This is a genomic window from Streptomyces sp. NPDC002994 (genome assembly GCF_040611155.1).
Lineage (GTDB): Bacteria > Actinomycetota > Actinomycetes > Streptomycetales > Streptomycetaceae > Streptomyces.
Genome location: NZ_JBEXNQ010000014.1, coordinates 1 through 17,463 on the forward strand (window position 1 = coordinate 1; position 17,463 = coordinate 17,463).

Genomic DNA, 17,463 nt, shown 5'->3' on the forward strand with positions numbered 1-17,463 from the left:
TGCCCCCCGCGCCCCCCCCCTCCTTCCGCCCCCCCCCCCGCGCCCCCCCCCCCCCCCCCGCGGCCCCCCCCCCCCCCCCCGGGGGGGGGGCCCCCCCCCGTGATCACGACCCAGACCCTCCCCCCTTCAGCCGTTCCTCAGAGCGAACGCAGCGCCTCCCGGGCACGCTTCACCAGTCCGTCGGCGCTGCACTGCTCGGCGAGGGCCAGGCCACGGGTCAGCTCCCCTTCGGACCGCGCTGCGATGCCGTACTCGACACGCGCCAGGGCGTGCTCGTACACACAAGGGGATCCCTCGAGGAACGCGACCGCCTTGGCCAGCAGCTCCACCGCCCTTTCGCCCTCCTCCAGGGCAGCCGCACAGCGCAGTGATTCCCCGATGGCGGTATCCGTGCCGAAGCGTTCCGCGCGGTCCCGCACATAGGCGGCGAGGGCCGCGGCGCGGCCGGGGTCGTCGGCGGCCACCGCCAGGGCAAGATCGCTCGCCCAGGGGGCCATGACACCGTTGTGCCGACCCCGCGCGGTCAACGCCTCTCCGGCCGCTTCGAGTTCGACGACGGCTTCCTTGGTGCGCCCCTGAGCGAGCAGCAGCCTGCCGCGTACGCACTGCGCGTCGGGAATGACGATCGACGACGGGTACGGCGGCGCGAAGGCGTGGCGGTCGGCCGCCTCCTGGGCGGCCTCGACCCTGCCCCGTGCGAGCAGCGTGTCGATGAGCATGCAGGCGGCGTCCCAGTGCATCGGCAGGCCGTTCCCGACGCGCTCGGCGAGGCGCAGGCTCTCGCGCAGGTACATCTCGGCCTGGGCGAGTCTGCCGCGCCTGCGCTGCAAGTAGCCGACGAGGGCGTGGGCGAAGGCGAGATGGCCGCCGCTCCAGCCGGAGATCTCGAAGGCGCGCAGTGCCTCGTCGAAGAGGCTCTCGGCCCGGTCGAGCCGGTCGGCGAAGGCGTACGTGAGGCCGAGCAGCGCCGGCGGCTCGAAGCCCCAGGCGGTGTTGGTCCAGCCGAGGCCGGCCGCGAGCCTGCCGTCCACCAGGGCGCGGTCGGAGATCTGCACGATCTCCTCGGCGTTCTCCCCGCGTGCGGTTGCGTCGAAAGCCCTGAGTATGAGGAGCACACGTTCGGAGTTGTCGCGGCCCTGGAGGCCGTCGGTCATCGCGGCGAGGCGCCGGGAGCGGCCGGGCCCGTCGTCCTCAGCCGCCTGGACGCCCTCCCACAGGAAGTGCACGGCCTGGAGCCGCATCCGGTCGGGGCCGGGGGCGGTCCTGGCCACCTCGGCGGCCACGACCTGCGCCGCTTCCCGTGTCTGGTTGTTGTGGGTGAGTGCCTGGGACAGCCGGAAGACCGCGTCCACACGCTGAGTGGCGTCCAGGCCCGGCATGCCGAGTGCGGCCCTCAGGTGGCCCACCGTGGTGGCGGGCGAGGTCAGGAGGGTGGCGCAGCCCAGTTCGTACAGCACCGAGGCATGCACTTCGGGCAGCGGAGGCTCCTGGACGGCGCGCTCCAGACAGCGCCTGGCGGCGTCCGGAGCACCGACGGCGAGGTGCTCGGAGGCGGCCTCGCGCAGCTGGGCGACCAGCTCCGGGTCGTCGTCCGGGTGGACTTCGAGGAGGTGCCTGGCGGCGGCCGCCGCACCCCTGCCCGCCTGCGTGACGGCCCAGGCGGCCTGGCCGTGCATGGCGGTGCGGGTGGCCGGCGGAATGGCGCGGTAGACGGCGCCCGCGATGAGCGGGTGGACGAACTCCATCGGGTCCATGCCCGCGAGGATGCGGGCGGCGCGCAACCGTTCGGCGCAGTCGCCGGCCTGGGCGCGGCCCAGCCCGGCGAGCGATGCGGCCAGGTCCAGCGAGATCTCCGTGCCGAGAATGGCGGCCGCCCAGGCGAACCTGGTGGTGGCGGTGCCCAGTTCTTCGAGCCGGGCGATCAGGCCGGTGCCGCGCGCGGACGCGCCGAGGGCGCGCAGGACGCCCGCGGAACCCTCGACGGGGTCCAGACGTTCGTCGCACACCTTGGCGACGAGCTCCACGGTCTCGTAAAGGTTGCCGCCGGTGACGGCCCACACCTCGCGGCAGAAGGGATCGTCCGCGTGCTCGCCGAGGGCGGCCCGTGCGAGGTTCGCCACGGCGTCGGGGGTGAGCGCCCGCAGGGAGACGCACTGCCGGGCGGTGGCTTCCATCGCGCGGATGAACTCCGCGGTGTCGCCGGTGGGTTCCTCGGTGCGGTACGCGATGACGACGAGCACGGGAAGGTCGTCGCGCTGGACGAACGACGCCAGCCAGCCGAGCGTCTCCAGGTCGGACCAGTGCGCGTCGTCGACGATCAGGACCAGCGGCCGGTGTGCGGCTGCCAGGCGCAGAAGCAGGGTGTCCAGGCCGTCACGGACGCCCTGGGGGTCGGCCCGGCCGTCGGGCGGCGCCAGGCCGAGCGCGGGGCCGATGATCTCGTACCCGTCGCCGAGCAGCTCCCTGGCGTCCACCGCGCCGGGCAGCGCGATCGCGGGCTGCAGGAGTTGCCGTACGACGTGGAAGGGGACGGAGGTGACGGTCTCGCCACCTCGCGCGGACCACACCGCGCACCGTCCCTCGGCGAGTCGCCGAATCTCGGACAGCAGCGCTGTCTTGCCCAGGCCGGCCTCGCCGCTGAAAACCAGAACTCCACCGGCGGGCACGTCAGCGCAGAGCGCTTCGACGGCGTGCGCGGCGGCGGCGAGTTCCGTCTCGCGTTCCAGCAGCGGGACGGTGACCGGGTGCTCCGGGCCGGACACCATCATCCCTCCCCAAAACCGTGGCGGATCTCGAGCGTAGCCGGGCAGCGCGGCGGGTGGAATCTATCCGCGCACTTTGGTCCGGTACGAGTGAACGACCGTTACCCGGCGCTCCGACACTGGTCGGCCCAGCTTCCGGATTCTGGGCCTCCGGTAGGGTCGCGGGCGGTCGGGGTCGTATACAACCGGCGCAGAAAGACCACCCCGACGGCGATGGCGACTCCGTGGAACGGTCAATGGGGTTGCGGCTCATCCCCCGCCTCGTACACGCGGCGGACGCTCGTGCCCAGGCGTGACAGGTCCGCGCCGTACACGTGCAGGGAAATCGCCACGTCCGTGCCCGCGTTCCACACCCGGTGGATGTCACCGGGCGGCGCGAACCCGCACACCGTCCCCTGCGGGTTGACGATGTCGGCCGTGGCGACCAACCGTGCCGCGGTGCCGTCGCAGGACGGGACGAGCCGGTAGCGCCGCTCCTGTTCGGCGCCCGCGTGGACCCCGGTCGTGCACCACGCCACATGGTCGTGCACCGGGGTCCGCTGGCCGGGCAGCCAGACGAGTGCGACGACCGAGAAGCTTCCGTCGCGCTCCGCGTGCAGCAGATGCTGGCGGTAGCGCTCCGGATCGCTCGCGCGCTGCCCCGCGGTGAGCAGGTCGTCGGCGCCGAGGTGCCGCGCGAGCCGCTCGCCGACGAGGTACGCCGTCGGGTCGGGCGGCAGGCCGAGGCCGACGGCCTCGCGGATTTCGGAGATCAGGACGGCGAGCCGAGTCGTCGTACGTCCCGCCGTGGCTGTCGCCGTGGCTGCCGTCGTTGCAGTCACGGCGGTCGCTGCGGTCTCTGCGGTCTCTGCGGTCGAAGAAGCCGAAGTGGTCATACCCGCAGCCTCGGGCCGCCCCGCCGCGACGTCCAAGGAGGGTTTGTGCGGCATCGGTCAAGCTCCGCTTATGAGTCGGGGGCGCTGTCAGCAGCCGATCTTGTTCGCCGCGATCGTCTTCAGCTCTCCGAGCACCAGCGCCGTGGCCGGAATCCGCAGGTGCTCGCGCAGGACGTACGCCGAAATCTGCCGCCGGGACGGCGGCTGCAACGCACGCCCCGCCACTTTCGGGTGGCGGAGGAAGTTGAGGACCAGGCCCGGCATCATGGCGACGCCGAGCCCTTCCGCGACGAGGCTCTGCACCACAAGGTTGTCGTCGGTGGTGAAGGCGATGTCGGGGGCGAAGCCCTGTTCGGCGCACTCGTGCAGGAAGTGGACGCGGCAGCGCCGGCAGCCCGCGATCCAGCGCTCGTCCGCGAGGTCGGCCAGCCGCACGGCGCGGCGCCGCGCGAGCGGGTGACCGGTCGGCAGCAGGACCATCAACTGGTCCTCCATCAGCGGTACTTCCATCACCTCGTCCGGTACGTCTTCGTGCAGCCCCGGATAGGTGAAGGCGAGCGTAATGTCGCATTCACCGCTCACGAGGCGCCGCAGCGACTCGGGCGGCTCCTCCTCCAGGAGTTCCACGCCGATCCCCGGGTGGCCGGCGGCCAGCCGGGCCATGGCCTCGGGGACGAGGGTGGCGTTGGCGCTGGGGAAGGCGCAGACGCGCACGCGCCCGGCGCGCAGCCGGGTGAGGGAGCTCATCTGCTGCCGCGCGGCGGACATGTCTTCCAGGATGACGGTCGCGTGCCGCGACAGCGCCTCCCCGGCTTCGGTCAGCCGCAGGCCGCGCCCGAAGCGGGTGAACAAGGGCGTACCGACGTCGCGTTCGAGCGCCTTCATCTGCTGGGTGATCGCGGGCTGCGTGTATCCGAGCGCGCGGGCGGCCGCGGAGTAGGAGCCGGTCCTGACCACTTCATGGAATGTCTTGATGTGCCGCGTATCGAACACCCTTGGAACATAAGCAGAATTTAGGACGTACGAACATCACTTCTTCGGCCGTGATGGATGACCGAATCGACTCAGTCGGTGACGTGGACGGTGATGCGTATGCGGCTGGGGCCCGGGTGTCCGGTGGTGCGGATCAGGGCGTTGCCCGGGCGGAGAGCCCGGACCTCCCATTCACGAAAGCCCGGGTCGGTTTCGTAGTCGACCGGTACGAGCACGACGGCGGCACCGTCGCCTTCCACGGCGGGAGGCGTCCAGCGCCGGCGACCGTCGAGCCGGAGGCGCGCCGTTACGCCGCTGCTGAGGGTCACCGTGCGGCCGCTGTCGTCCTCGGTGAGGACGAGCGACGAGGCGGACGGCGCTGGCGACGGCTTGGAATGCGACGGCGACGGCAGTTCGGTCGTCCTGGAGGGCGAGGGACGGGCGGTCGCGGTGGTTGGGGCAGGTGTGGCGGTCGTGGTGCTGTTACCGCCGGACGGCCCGGGCGGGTCCGTGCACGCGGCCGCCGCCACCCCCAGGCTCAGGGTGACGGCAGCCGCGCGGAACGGGCGTACCCGCGTCAGAATTCGTGTCACACGAGCGGGACGTTGACGCACGTCAAAATCTTCGCCTGCGCGGCGAGTTCCTTCCGTGTCGTATCCGGGTCGAGCCGTACCTTCTCAGCGTGCTGGACCGCCTCCAGGAACGGCGTGTCCGCCTTCAGGTCACCATCAGTGTCGACCTTCTCGCCCGGCCCGAAGGACCCGTTCGCGAAGTTCAGCCAGGCAGCCAGCAGTTGACGGTCGAAGGCACGCTCCGGGTCGAGCAGGGCGAGGAAGAGCGTGTCCGCCGCCTTCTCCCGCGTGGACACGTCGACGGTCTCGGAGAAGACCGCACTGGCGTGCCGCACGGTCTTCAGGTAGCAGGTGAGTCGTTCCTTCCCGAGTCCCGTCAGATCGCCGGTCAGGTATTGACGTACCAGACGTCGGCCAGGAGCGACACATGTGCGTTCCCCCTGAACGCTCACCGGCACGCGGTGGGACGCGGCGGCGCCGTCGTCGTCGCGAGCGGTGAAGGACACGCCGTACAGGCACGGCTTCTCGTACGTGTGGCCCTGCGCGTCGGTCACATCGCGCGGCTGGACACTCGGGCTGCGGGCCGGCTCCCGGGATCGGTCACGCGCGCGTCAAAGGTGCGCTCCTTCCCCGCATGTACGACGATCGTCTTACCTCCGGCCAGTTCGACGGCCCGTTCCCTGGATCCCCAGACAGCGACGCGGAACACAGTACGTGCGCATGACAACCCGGGGAGGAACGCGGAACGGGACGAAGCCCCGTTCCGCGCAGGGTCGGGCCGGCCCGGCTATGGCTTGCGCGCCACCCCGGCGTAGGCGTCGACCGAAACGCCCGAGCCCACTGCGTCACCCTGTTCCGGTCGCCACTGCGTGACCTGTACGAACCCGGGGTCCAGGAACTCCAGCCCGTCGAAGTACCCGGCGACCTCCTCGACGCTGCGCACGTAGTACGGGACCGCGCCACTGGCGTTGTAAGCCTTCGAAGCGGCGATCATGCCCTCGCTGGTGGCCGTGCAGTCGCTGATCACCAAGTAGCTGCCCGACGGCAGGGCATCGACGAAGCGGGACACCAGCGCCCGGGCCTCCTCGTAGTCGGCGACATGCCCGAGCACGTTGAGGAGCATGAGCCCCACGGGCCGGTCGAAGTCGAGCGTGCGCGCCGCGCCCGCCAGTACGGCGTCGGGCTCGTACAGGTTCGCGTCCAGGTAGTCGGTGGCGCCTTCCGGCGTACTGACCAGCAGGGCGCGCGCGTGGGTGAGCACCAGCGGGTCGTTGTCGACGTACACGATCCGGGATTCGGGCGCGGCCCGCTGGGCGACCTCGTGCGTGTTGTCGGCGGTCGGCAGGCCCGTACCTATGTCGAGGAACTGTCGGATGCCCTGCTCGGCGACGAGGCTGCGCACCGCGCGGCCGAGGAAGTGGCGGCTGGTCAGGGCCACATCGACAAGGCCGGGAAAGATCTCCTTGATCTCGTCCCCGATCTGCCGGTCCACCTCGTAGTTGTCTTTTCCACCCACGAAGTAGTTCCAGAAACGGGCAGAGTGCGGCTTCCCCGTGTCAATCTCAGCCATGTAATTGCCTCCTGCAGGACACCATTCGGTCAGCCCCAACCTAACCCCGCCCCCTGATGAGATGCGACGGAGGGTGCCCCGCAACTCCCTTCGTGGGCCAGGAATTTGAATACGGGGCACCCTCCAGCCGGAGCGGGTGGCTATGACGACTACGGCGTACGGAACTCGTAGAAGCCGCGGCCGAAGGTGGCCGCCACCAGACGGTGGTTCACGGCGTCGTACTCGAGGTCGTCCACCGGGACCAGTGGCATGCCGCCGCCGAGCCGCCGCCAGCCGCGGGAGCCGTTGGTGAAGACGCCCTGGTCCGTGGCCGCGTAGAGCTTGCCGCCGCCGGCCAGGACCACGTCGTTCACCGGGGCCTGCGGAAGGTTGCCGGAGAGATCGGTCCAGCTCGCGCCGCCGTCGGTCGTACGCAGCAGATGTGGCTGCGCCTCGCCCGCGCGGTACCCGGACAGGGAGACGTACGCCGTGCCGGGATCCTTCGGGTCGACGGCGACCCGCGTCACCCAGGGCTGCCCTTCGAGGACCTTCACCCAGTTGGCGCCGAGGTCGCGGGTGACCCAGACGCGGCCGTCGTCCGTACCCGCCCATATGGTGCGGCCGTCGCGGGCGGCGGCGACGGTGGTGAGGGTGCCGTACGGGTAGTTGTCGCGGCTCGGCCCGCCGGTGAGGTCGGGGCTGATGGGCTGCCAGGTCAGACCGCCGTCGGTGGAGCGGTTCAGGCGGTTGCCGCCGTAGTACATGACGCGCGGGTTCACCGGGTCGAACTGGAGCGGGGTGAACCAGTTGCGCCGGTCCGACGTCGTCGCGGCCGTGAAGTACGTCATGGCGTTGCCGCCATTGACCGAGCGGGCGCAATTTCCGTACTGGTAACAGGCGTAGACGTTGTCGCGGTCGGCCGGGTTGATGAGGTTCTGGAGTCCGTCGCCGCCCAGATACTCGTTGAAGCCGGTACCGCCCCAGGACCGCAGCGAGCCGTTGTCCTGCGCGCCGCCCGATATCCGGCCGGTGTCCTGCGGGGTGGTGGCGACGCTGTAGAGCTGCGTCCACGGCATGTACGTCGCCTTCGTCCAGCCCCGGTCGCCGTCGGCCTCCGAGCGGTAGACGCCGCCGTCATTGCCGAGGTAGACGCGTGAGGGGCGGCTCGGGTCCCAGACCATGGCGTGTTGGTCGACGTGTACGGCGTTGCTCTCGCCGGTCCAGTTCGCGCCGCCGTCCTTGGACGTCATCAGGGCGACCCCGGCCGCGTGTACATGGCGTGAGTCGTCCGGGTCGACCCAGACCTTCCCGAACCACCACGAGAACCCGCCCTGCGACTGGGCGAGTTCGCTGTCGTCGGGCAGCCTGGTCCAGCTTTCCCCCGCGTCGGCCGACGTGAAGAACCCGGCGAAGCCGCCCTTCGCGTCGCCCACCAGCGCGTACAGCCGACCCCGTTCGGACGCCGCGACACCGAGTCCTATACGCCCTACGTCGGGGCCGGAGGCGGGCAGTCCGCCGCCGAGCCGCCGCCACGTGGAGCCTCCGTCGTCGGAGCGGAAGACACCGGAACCCGTGCCGCCGTACGTGCGCTTGTCCGGCTCGCGCCGCCGGTCCCACAGGACGGCGTACACCCGGTCGGGGTTGGAGGGATCGATCTGCACGTCGACGGCGCCGGTGAATTCATTCGGTACGTCCAGCACGTGCCGCCACGACTTGCCCGCATTCTCCGACAGATATACGCCCCGGTCACCGCCCGGGACGTAGAGCGAACCGGCGGCGGCCGCGAAGACGCGGTCCGGGTCCCGGGGGTCGGTGCGCAGCGCGCCGACCGTACCGGAATCACGCAGGCCGACGGACTTCCAGCTCGCGCCGTCGTCGGTCGAGCGGTAGACGCCCGTGCCTTCGTACGTGAGGCTGCCGCCGCCCGGGTTGGGCTCGCCGGTCCCCGCGTAGAGCGTCCCGTCGGAGGAGGTGGTGACGGCGCCCATCGCCTGGGTCTGGTCCTGCGGCCAGGCAGGGGCGAAGGTGCGCCCGGCGTTCGTCGAACGCCACAGCCCGCCGCTGGCGGCGGCCGCGTAGACGGTGTCGCCGTCGTGCGGGTCGAGGGCGAGATCGACGATGCGTCCGCCGATGTTGGTGGGGCCGAGGGACTTCCACCTGCCGGGCGTACGGGGTAACTCGGCGGCCTGGTCAGCGGCGGAGTCGTACGCGTGGCGGGGCAGCGCTTGTCCCGGAATCTTCTTCTGCAGGTAGCTGTACTCGGCCGGGGCGGCAGGACCGCGCAGTACGTCGGAAACGCCCTCGGCAGCCGTGGCCGCTCCGGCGGACTGCGAGCCCGGGGCCAGAAGTCCGGCCGCGACCAGAGCCACCCCGACGACTGCCCACTGTGCTGTTCGGCCGACTCTCCGGCGGCTGGTTCTGAGCATGAGCACACTCCTTACGCGACTTCGACGGCACGTAACGAGGCGCAACCTCTCACCAATTGCCCATACAGCACCAGTAGTTGACTTCAGCCATGGGCGAGGGGACTCGATCCGGCCCGCAGGGCCGCGTTCTCCTCATCCAGTGCGGTGATCCAGTCGCGAAGTGAGCCGATGGACGCCTCCCCCGCCTCGCGGGAGAACAAGTGCGGGATGCGCCGGGGGCCGTTCCAGTCGAAGGCATCGACGTGGATCAGCACCGCCCGTTCGACCTTGGCCGGGTCCGGTTGCCCCGTACGTCGGCGAAGCCGAGGCGCGGACGGTCGTCAAGGATTTCGAGGAAGCCGGGCGGGCCGCCGCGGTGCTGGATGTACGGCCGGCCGGACTCGCCGACACCGGCCAGGTAGAAGCTGCCGCGCCGGCTGAGGAAGAACCGTCTGGTCATGACGCGTCCTTTGTGGCGGGCGTGAGCACTGCGGACGGCCGGTGGTCTTGTGCGGACCGGGCCGCCTCCGCATACTCACCCCAGCGCCTGTCAGGAACACGACATCCAGACTGTGCCATTTTCCTGATCGCGCCTCACAGGGCCCACCACCCACCGGGCCCCGACGCTCCGAGGAGGAGACCAGTGAGGATCACGCGCACCACTTCCCGCTCCGGCACAGCGAGACGAACCACGCTCGCCGCCGTCGCCGCCGGCCTGCTGGCCGCCACCGCGCTCATGGTGCCGACCGCCCAGGCAGCCGGCCCAGCCACCCCACAGCACTTCAGCGAGAGCCGGCTCTCCGAGGTCGACGCGGCCGTGCTCAACGCCGACGTCGGCGGCACGGCATGGCACGTTGACCGGGCGAACGGCCAGGTCGTCGTGACGGCCGACAGCACCGTGTCCGCCGCCGGCCTGGCGAAGATCAGGAAGGCGGCGGGAGCCGACGCCGCCGCGCTGCGGATCGAGCGTACGGCAGGGAAGTTCACCCCGCTCCTCGGCCCGGGCGACGCCATCTACGGGAGCGGCTACCGCTGTTCGCTCGGCTTCAACGTCGTCAGCGGCAGCACCCACTACTTCCTGACCGCCGGCCACTGCGGCAACGTGGTGAAGACCTGGTACGCCAACTCCGCCCAGACCACGCTGATCGGTCCGACCGTCGGCTCCAGCTTCCCGGGCAACGACTACGCGCTGGTCCGCTACGACAACACCTCGCTCAGCCACCCCGGCGGCTTCACCGCCGCCAACGCGTATGTCGGCGAGCCGGTCAAACGCAGCGGCTCCACCACCGGCACGAAGAGCGGTACGGTCACCGCGCTCAACGTCACCGTCCACTACAGCGGTGGCGGGACGGTCCGCGGCATGATCCAGACCAACGTGTGCGCGGAGCCGGGCGACTCCGGCGGCGCGCTCTACGACGGTACGAAGGCGCTCGGCATCACGTCGGGCGGGAGCGGCAACTGCTCGGTCGGCGGTACGACGTTCTACCAGCCGGTGCCGGAAGCCCTCGCGAAGTACAGGGTCTCTCTCTTCTGAGCCTGGTCCGCACCCATCCAGCCGCACAAATGTTGAGGGATGGGCATGGGTGTCCTTGTGTTGAACCTGCAGTCGGACCTCCGAGCGAGCCACCGGGCTCCGCGCCGCTCCGATCGCCCAACACAGAGATGAGACGTCCATGCGTGTTCCGACCACCCTGATGGTCTCGGCCGTTTCCTGCGCGGCCGCCCTCGCCACTCTGGCCGTTCCGGCCGCCGCCGCCAGTGCGGACCCCGACAACCACGGCGGCGACCGGGTCGCCCACGGCCGGGCCGACCTCACCGGCCGCCAGGAAGTTCCCGGCCCGGGCGACCCGGACGGCAGCGGCGAGTTCTGGTACCAGATCAAGCACGGCACCCTCTGCTACTCGCTGAACGTACGCAAGATCTCGCAGCCGACCGCGGCGCACATCCACGCCGGCAAGCGCGGTGTGGCCGGGCCCGTGGTCGTCACTCTCAAGACTCCGACGTACGGGTCGGCGAAGGGCTGCATCAAGGCGAAGCCGCACCAGACGACCGCCAACGCGGAGAAGGTCCTGACGTACCGCGAACTGAAGCAGATCGCCTGCAAGCCGGGGAAGTTCTACGCGAACGTCCACAACAACCCCTACCCCGACGGCGCCATCCGCGGGCAGCTGCGCCGCCAGTAGGGCGTCGGCTGGTCCTCTCGTCGCCGGACGGGCTGTATCAAGCCCGTCCGGCGATTGAGGACGATGTGGGACGATGCGGATGCGGCGGCAGCCGCAACACGAACGCCCGTCAGAAGAAGACCCCGCAGCGCAGCAGTACGTTCGCGTACGGCCGCGCCTCCCCCGTCCGTACCACCAGCCGGGCCCCCGCCGACAACGCCTTGAGCTCGTCGTGCGGCACCAGATCAAGCCCCGGAAGGCACTCCTCCAGCAGCGCGGCCGCCGCCGGGTTCGCCTCCCGCACCTCGTGCGCCGCCGTCGCGCCCTCGATCACCAGCTCGGCCAGCAGCCCTTCGAGTACGTCGGCGAAGGACGGTATTCCGGCCCGGAAGGCCAGGTCCACGACCTGCGGCCCGACCGCCGGAATCGGCATGCCCGCATCGCAGACGAGGACCCCGTCGCCATGGCCCAGCTCGGCCAGCGCCCCCGCCAGACGACGGTTCAGGATTCCGGCCTTCTTCACAGCGCCGAGACCTCCGCGGCGGTCGGGAAGGAAGCCTGCGCGCCTTCCTTCGTGACAGCGGCGGCGCCCACGCGTACCGCATAGGCGGCAGCCGTAGCCAGGTCCTCGCCCAGGCTGAGCCGCCAGGCCAGGGCCGCGGTGAAGGCGTCACCCGCGCCGGTTGTGTCCACCGCGTCGACGCGAGGGCTCAGGACCCGTACGGCGGCGCCCGTACGCCCGTCGGCGACCAGCGCGCCCTCCGCGCCCAGCGTGACCACCACCGAGAGCGGCCCGAGGGCGAGGAGCCCGCGCGCCCAGTCCTCGGGGGCCGGGCCCGCCGTGTCACCCAGTCCGTCACCCGGTCCGGCACCCAGTCCCAGGACGTACCTGGCCTCGTGCTCGTTGACGACCAGCGGATCGCACGCGGCGAGCACTTCGGCGGGCAGCGGCGCGGGCGGCGACGGGTTCAGTACGAACCGGCTCCCGGCCGCCCGCGTACGTACCACCTCGGCCACTGTCTTCAGCGGGATCTCCAGCTGCGCCGAGACGACCCGGGCACCGGCGAAGAGGGCACCGGCGTCGCGGACGTCCTCGGGGGTCAGCCGGGAATTGGCCCCGGGCGAGACGACGATGCTGTTGTCGCCCGAGGGGTCCACGGTGATCAGGGCGACCCCGGTGGGCGCCCCGCCGACCCGCACGCCACCGGTGTCCACACCGGCCTCGCGCTGCGATTCCAGCAGCAGCCGCCCGTGGGCGTCGTCGCCGACGCGGGCCAGCAGAGCGGTTCTGGCGCCGAGGCGGGCGGCCGCGACGGCTTGGTTGGCGCCCTTGCCGCCGGGGTGGACGGCCAGGTCGGAGCCGAGCACGGTCTCGCCGGGCGCGGGGCGGCGCTCGACGCCGATCACCAGGTCGGCGTTGGCCGACCCTACGACCAGCAGGTCGTAGTCGTACATACCTGTCCTGCTTTCGTCATGCGCCGTCAAGAGAAGTCAGCGACGTTCTTCTTCGTCACGACCTTGACCGGCACCTTCACCATGCTGTCGACCTTCTTGCCCTGCGCCGCCTTGACCGCGCTCCGAACGGCGATCTTCCCGAGCTCCTTCGGCTGCTGAGCCACGGACGCGTACAGCGTGCCACTCTCAACCGCCTTCAGCCCGTCCGGCGTTCCGTCGAAGCCGACGACGTCCACCGACTTGCCCGCCTTGCTGCCGAGCGCCTTGACCGCGCCGAGCGCCATCTCGTCGTTCTCGGCGAAGACGCCGCTGATCCCGGGGTTGGACTGGAGCAGGTTGGTCATGACGTCCAGGCCCTTGGTGCGGTCGAAGTCCGCGGGCTGGGTCGCGACGACCTTGATGCCCGGGTACGCCTTGAGCCCCTCGGCGAAGCCCTTGCCGCGTTCGCGGCTGGCGGAGGTGCCGGCGGTGCCTTGCAGCACGACGATCTCGCCCTTGCCGCCGAGCTTCTCGGCCAGCGTCTTCGCGGCGAGCTTGCCGCCCGCGACGTTGTCGGAAGCGACGAGCGTGGCGGTGTCGGCCTTGTTGACGCCCCGGTCGGCGGCGACCACCGGGATGTCGGCCTTGTTGGCGGCCCGTACGGCGGGGCCGACCGCATCCGAGTCCACCGGATTGACGATGATCGACTTCACGCCCTCGCCGGTGAAGTTCTGGAGCTGGTTGGCCTGCTGGGAGGCGTCGTTCTGCGCATCCGTCACGGTGAGGTCGATACCCGCGTCCTTGGCCTCCGCCTGAGCGCCCTCCTTCATCTGTACGAAGAAGGGGTTGTTGAGGGTGGACAGCGACATGCTGATCTTGGTGGTCGTACCCGGCGAGCCGGAGTTGAAGAAGGACACGCCTCCCACGACGGCCGCCACGCACACCGCGCCGACGGCGAGTTTCGCCGCGCCTTTACGCCCGTTCCCGGACGCACCCGACGAAGCCGAGGGGGCCGCCGATCCCCCACCGGCCCGCCGCCGCAGCGTATCCAGCAGAACCGCGAGCGCGATCACGACGCCGATGACGACCTGCTGCCAGAAGGCGGAAACGGACAGCAGGTTCAGGCCGTTGCGCAGTACGGCGAGTATGAGCGCGCCGATCAGCGTGCCGGACGCCTTGCCGACGCCGCCCGCCAGGCTGGCGCCGCCGATGACGACCGCGGCGATCGCGTCCAGCTCGTAACCCTGCGCGGCCTGCGGCTGCGCGGAGACCAGGCGGGACGCGAGGACGATGCCCGCGACGGCGGCGAAGAGGCCGGACAGGGCGTAGATGACGAGCTTCTGCCGCTTGACGCGCAGGCCGGAGAGCCTGGCAGCTTCCTCGTTGCCGCCGATCGCGTACATCGAGCGTCCGATGTACGTACGCCCGAGGATGAGGGCGGTGACGAGCCCCATCGCGATCATCACGAGAACCGGCACCGGCAGCCAGCCGCCGAGCGTATCGCCCAGCACCGACACGGAGTCGGGGAACGCGATCGGGCTGCCCTGCGAGATGACCAGAGAAAGACCGCGCCCGATCGAGAGCATGGCCAGGGTGGCGATGAACGGCGGGAGTTTCCCGTACGAGACGAGGGCTCCGTTGACGAGGCCGCAGGCGATGCCCGTACCGACGGCCAGAATCACCGCGATCCACACCGGGACGCCTTCGGACGTGGCCATCCAGGCGAGGACGGTCGCCGAGAGGGCGGCCACCGATCCGACCGACAGGTCGATGCCGGCCGAGACGATGACGAACGTGACGCCGAACGCGAGGATCGCCGTCACGGCGGCCTGCACACCCACATTGAGCAGGTTCTGCGTGGTCAGGAAGTCGCCGGACAGCAGCGACATCGCCACTACCAGAACCACCAGGGCACTCAGCGCACCGTTGTCGAGCAGGATGCGGCGGACGGCGCTCGCGGCGCCGGCGCTCGCGCCCGTGTTGCTCTTGAGTGTGTCAGTGGCCACGGGAGCCCTCCACTTCGTTCTTGGTTACGTTCACGGCCAGCGCCATTACCGCGTCCTGGGTCGCTTCGTGCGCGGGGAGTTCGCCGGCGATCCGGCCCTGGGCCATGACCAGCACCCGGTCGCTCATGCCGAGGACCTCGGGGAGGTCGCTGGAGATCATCAGGACGGCATGCCCGGCAGCGGTCAGCTCATTGATGAGCTGATAGATCTCGACCTTGGCGCCGACGTCGATACCGCGCGTCGGCTCGTCGAGGATCAGCACCCTGGTGTCGGCGAGCAGCCACTTCCCGATGACGACCTTCTGCTGGTTGCCGCCGGAGAGGGTACGGACCTGCTGGCCGAGGCCTGCCATCCGTACGCCCAGCTGCTCGGCGATCCGGGCGGCGGCCACGCGCTGAGCCTTGCGGTCCACAAGGCCGGCGCGGGTGGCCGAACGCAGCGTGACCAGGCCGAGGTTCTCCTGCACGGAGGCGTCGAGCAGCAGCCCCTGCCCTTTTCGGTCCTCGGGTACGAGCCCGATCCCGGCGCCCATGGCGGCGTTCACGTCGCCCTTGCCGAGCCGCTCGCCGCGCACCTCGACGCTTCCGGCGTCGTAGGGGTCGGCGCCGAAGACCGCGCGTACGACCTCGGTGCGTCCGGCGCCGACGAGACCGGCGAGGCCGACGACCTCACCGGCGTGGACGTCGAAGGTGACGTCGTGGAAGACGCCGTTGCGCGTCAGCCCACGGACGGAGAGCAACGCATCCCCCGCGTCCTCCGGACGTTCGCGCGGATACTGCTGCTCGATGCTGCGCCCGACCATCAGGCGTACGAGCTCGTCCTCGGGCGTGGAGGCGGGCACCTGGCCGATGCTGCGGCCGTCGCGCAGAACGGTGACGCGGTCTCCGAGCGCCGCGATCTCTTCGAGGTGGTGGGTGATGAAGACGATCCCCACCCCGTCCTCGCGCAGTTGCCGCACGATACGGAAGAGCTTGTCCACTTCTCCGCTGGTCAGGACGGCGGTCGGCTCATCCATGATGAGTACGCGCGCGTCGAGGCTGAGCGCCTTGGCGATCTCCACCATCTGGAGCTGGGCGATGCCCAGTTCGCGCACCTTGGCCTTCGGCGACACCCGCACGCCGACCCGCTTCAGCAGCTCGTGCGCGTCGGCCTCCATCCGCTTGCGGTCGATCATCTTGAAGCGGCGGGGCTGGCGGCCGAGGAAGATGTTCTCGGCGACGGTCAGCTCGGGCACCAGGTTGAACTCCTGGTAGATGGTGGCGATGCCGAGCCGCTCGGCGTCCTGCGCCCCTTGGACGCGCACCTCGTTCCCGTCGACGAGAATCCGGCCGCTGTCGGGCCGGTAGGCGCCGGAGAGCATCTTGATCAGCGTGCTTTTCCCGGCGCCGTTCTCACCGAGCAGGACGTGCACTTCGCCGCGCCGCAGGTCGAAGTCGACGGAGTCGAGCGCGATGACGCCGGGGAAGGTTTTGCGTATGCCTTCGATGCGCAGCAACTCGTCCTGGCTGCTCACAGGTTGCTCCTCTGGCTTTGCTCGGCCTCGCCGCAGGACCGGCGTACGACGAGATGGGCGGGAAGGGTGACGGACTGCGGGGGCCGGCCCTCGATGAGGTCGACGAGCGCCCGTACGGCGGCCCGGCCCAGCTCGCCGGTCGGCTGGGCGATGGCGGTGATCGGCGGGTCGGTGTGGACGAACCACGGGATGTCGTCGAAGGCGGCGAGCCCGATGTCCTGCGGAACGCGCATGCCGCGCGCGCGGATCGCGTCGAGGGCGCCGAGCGCCATCAGGTTGTCGGCGGCGAAGACGACTTCGGGCGGCTCGGGCAGGGCGAGGAAACGCTCGGTGGCGCGCCGCCCACTGTCCGCCTGGAAGTCGCCCTGGCCGATGTAGGCGTCGGGCAGCGGAAGTCCGTGCTCCCTGAGCGCCTCGCGGAAGGCTTCGACGCGCTCCCTGCCCGTGGTGGTGGCCGCCGGGCCCGCGATGATGGCGAGCTTGCGGTGGCCGAGGCGGTGGAGGTGGGCGACCAGGTCACGTACGGCAGGACAGCCGTCGGCGCGCACGACGGGTACGTCCACACCCGGAATCCAGCGGTCCACGAAGACCATGGGGGTGCCGCCGCGCGCCGCGTCGAGTATCTGCGGGGAGCCTCCGTCGGCGGGAGACACCAGGAGCCCGTCGATGCGGCGGTCGAGGAGCGTACGGACGTGGTGGTCCTGCAACTCGGGCCGCTCGTCGGCGTTTCCGATGATGACGCTGTAGCCGAGGGCGCGGGCCGCTTCCTCGACGGAGCGGGCCAGCGCGGTGAAGTACGGGTTGAGTACGTCGCTGATGACCAGTCCGAGGGTGCGGGTCTGGTCGGTGCGCAGGGAGCGGGCCACGGCGTTGGGCCGGTAGCCGAGCGCGTCGACGGCGGCGAGGACGCGGGTGCGCGCGTCGGGGCTGACGGACGGATGACTGTTGAGGACACGCGAGACCGTGGCAACGGACACGCCCGCCTCAGCCGCGACATCCTTGATGCTCGCCACTGCCGGACCACCTCCTTGTGGTTTCGGTGAGCCTCGATTCTTGGGGCGCGGTCGGCCGAAGCCCTCTCACCCGTGGAATCGATTACACGGGTGATTGGAAACGATTACATGCCCCGGAATCAAGACCTCCGGGGCACAGCGAGACCAGATCGTGACGAAGTCGCACTCACATGAGCACGGGCGGGCGGGGCGGGATGGAT

16 protein-coding genes are annotated in these 17,463 nt (G+C 70.6%); 2 read left to right on the forward strand and 14 right to left on the reverse strand.

What is annotated here, in order from left to right:
• Positions 1-137: 137 nt before the first annotated feature.
• The 9 genes from ABZX79_RS19755 to ABZX79_RS19795 all read right to left on the reverse strand — a co-directional run bounded on the left by ABZX79_RS19755 (position 138) and on the right by ABZX79_RS19795 (position 9,595).
• Positions 138-2,765, reverse strand: coding sequence for an AAA family ATPase (locus ABZX79_RS19755; RefSeq protein WP_355258882.1), 2,628 nt, complete (start codon positions 2,763-2,765; stop codon positions 138-140).
• Positions 2,766-2,995: 230 nt separating this feature from the next.
• Positions 2,996-3,637 carry a cysteine dioxygenase family protein gene (locus ABZX79_RS19760; protein WP_355258885.1) on the reverse strand — a complete coding sequence of 214 codons (642 nt, stop codon included), beginning with the start codon at positions 3,635-3,637 and terminating at the stop codon, positions 2,996-2,998.
• Positions 3,638-3,724: 87 nt separating this feature from the next.
• Positions 3,725-4,630, reverse strand: coding sequence for a LysR family transcriptional regulator (locus ABZX79_RS19765; RefSeq protein ID WP_355258888.1), 906 nt, complete (start codon positions 4,628-4,630; stop codon positions 3,725-3,727).
• A gap of 71 nt (positions 4,631-4,701) precedes the next feature.
• Positions 4,702-5,202 carry a hypothetical protein gene (locus ABZX79_RS19770; protein WP_355258891.1) on the reverse strand — a complete coding sequence of 167 codons (501 nt, stop codon included), beginning with the start codon at positions 5,200-5,202 and terminating at the stop codon, positions 4,702-4,704.
• Complete coding sequence (locus ABZX79_RS19775; RefSeq protein WP_355258894.1) at positions 5,199-5,735, reverse strand: hypothetical protein; 537 nt, start codon at positions 5,733-5,735, stop codon at positions 5,199-5,201. The genes ABZX79_RS19770 and ABZX79_RS19775 overlap by 4 nt, the downstream gene beginning before the upstream one ends.
• A 233-nt stretch (positions 5,736-5,968) precedes the next feature.
• On the reverse strand, positions 5,969-6,751 hold the full coding sequence (locus ABZX79_RS19780) for an SAM-dependent methyltransferase (RefSeq protein WP_355258897.1): 783 nt from the start codon (positions 6,749-6,751) through the stop codon (positions 5,969-5,971).
• A 149-nt stretch (positions 6,752-6,900) separates the two neighbouring features.
• Positions 6,901-9,156, reverse strand: coding sequence for a glycosyl hydrolase (locus ABZX79_RS19785; RefSeq protein ID WP_355258900.1), 2,256 nt, complete (start codon positions 9,154-9,156; stop codon positions 6,901-6,903).
• Positions 9,157-9,239: 83 nt separating this feature from the next.
• Positions 9,240-9,410: a hypothetical protein gene (locus tag ABZX79_RS19790; protein ID WP_355258903.1), complete on the reverse strand. Its 171-nt coding sequence runs from the start codon at positions 9,408-9,410 to the stop codon at positions 9,240-9,242.
• Positions 9,404-9,595 carry a hypothetical protein gene (locus ABZX79_RS19795; protein ID WP_355258906.1) on the reverse strand — a complete coding sequence of 64 codons (192 nt, stop codon included), beginning with the start codon at positions 9,593-9,595 and terminating at the stop codon, positions 9,404-9,406. The genes ABZX79_RS19790 and ABZX79_RS19795 overlap by 7 nt, the downstream gene beginning before the upstream one ends.
• Before the next feature lie 183 nt (positions 9,596-9,778).
• On the opposite strand from ABZX79_RS19795, the gene ABZX79_RS19800 reads away from it, so the two are divergent.
• Both ABZX79_RS19800 and ABZX79_RS19805 read left to right on the forward strand, forming a co-directional pair.
• Positions 9,779-10,669 (forward strand): S1 family peptidase, encoded by an 891-nt coding sequence (locus ABZX79_RS19800; RefSeq protein ID WP_355258909.1) that lies wholly within the window; start codon positions 9,779-9,781, stop codon positions 10,667-10,669.
• Between the two features lie 139 nt (positions 10,670-10,808).
• Positions 10,809-11,318, forward strand: a complete 510-nt coding sequence (locus ABZX79_RS19805) for a CHRD domain-containing protein (RefSeq protein ID WP_355258912.1) — start codon at positions 10,809-10,811, stop codon at positions 11,316-11,318.
• 109 nt (positions 11,319-11,427) lie between these two features.
• Here ABZX79_RS19805 and rbsD read toward each other — a convergent pair whose 3' ends face one another.
• Genes rbsD through ABZX79_RS19830 form a run of 5 tightly spaced genes read right to left on the reverse strand, consistent with a single transcriptional unit; the run spans position 11,428 to position 17,263 of the window.
• Positions 11,428-11,820 carry a D-ribose pyranase gene (rbsD, locus tag ABZX79_RS19810; RefSeq protein WP_355258915.1) on the reverse strand — a complete coding sequence of 131 codons (393 nt, stop codon included), beginning with the start codon at positions 11,818-11,820 and terminating at the stop codon, positions 11,428-11,430.
• Entirely contained in the window at positions 11,817-12,752 is a 936-nt protein-coding gene (locus ABZX79_RS19815; protein WP_355258918.1) for a ribokinase, read from the reverse strand. The genes rbsD and ABZX79_RS19815 overlap by 4 nt, the downstream gene beginning before the upstream one ends.
• A 26-nt stretch (positions 12,753-12,778) precedes the next feature.
• Positions 12,779-14,737 carry a substrate-binding domain-containing protein gene (locus ABZX79_RS19820; protein ID WP_355258921.1) on the reverse strand — a complete coding sequence of 653 codons (1,959 nt, stop codon included), beginning with the start codon at positions 14,735-14,737 and terminating at the stop codon, positions 12,779-12,781.
• Entirely contained in the window at positions 14,727-16,250 is a 1,524-nt protein-coding gene (locus ABZX79_RS19825; RefSeq protein ID WP_355258924.1) for a sugar ABC transporter ATP-binding protein, read from the reverse strand. The genes ABZX79_RS19820 and ABZX79_RS19825 overlap by 11 nt, the downstream gene beginning before the upstream one ends.
• On the reverse strand, positions 16,247-17,263 hold the full coding sequence (locus tag ABZX79_RS19830) for a LacI family DNA-binding transcriptional regulator (protein WP_355258927.1): 1,017 nt from the start codon (positions 17,261-17,263) through the stop codon (positions 16,247-16,249). Before ABZX79_RS19830 ends, ABZX79_RS19825 begins: the two co-directional genes overlap by 4 nt.
• Positions 17,264-17,463: the final 200 nt, after the last annotated feature.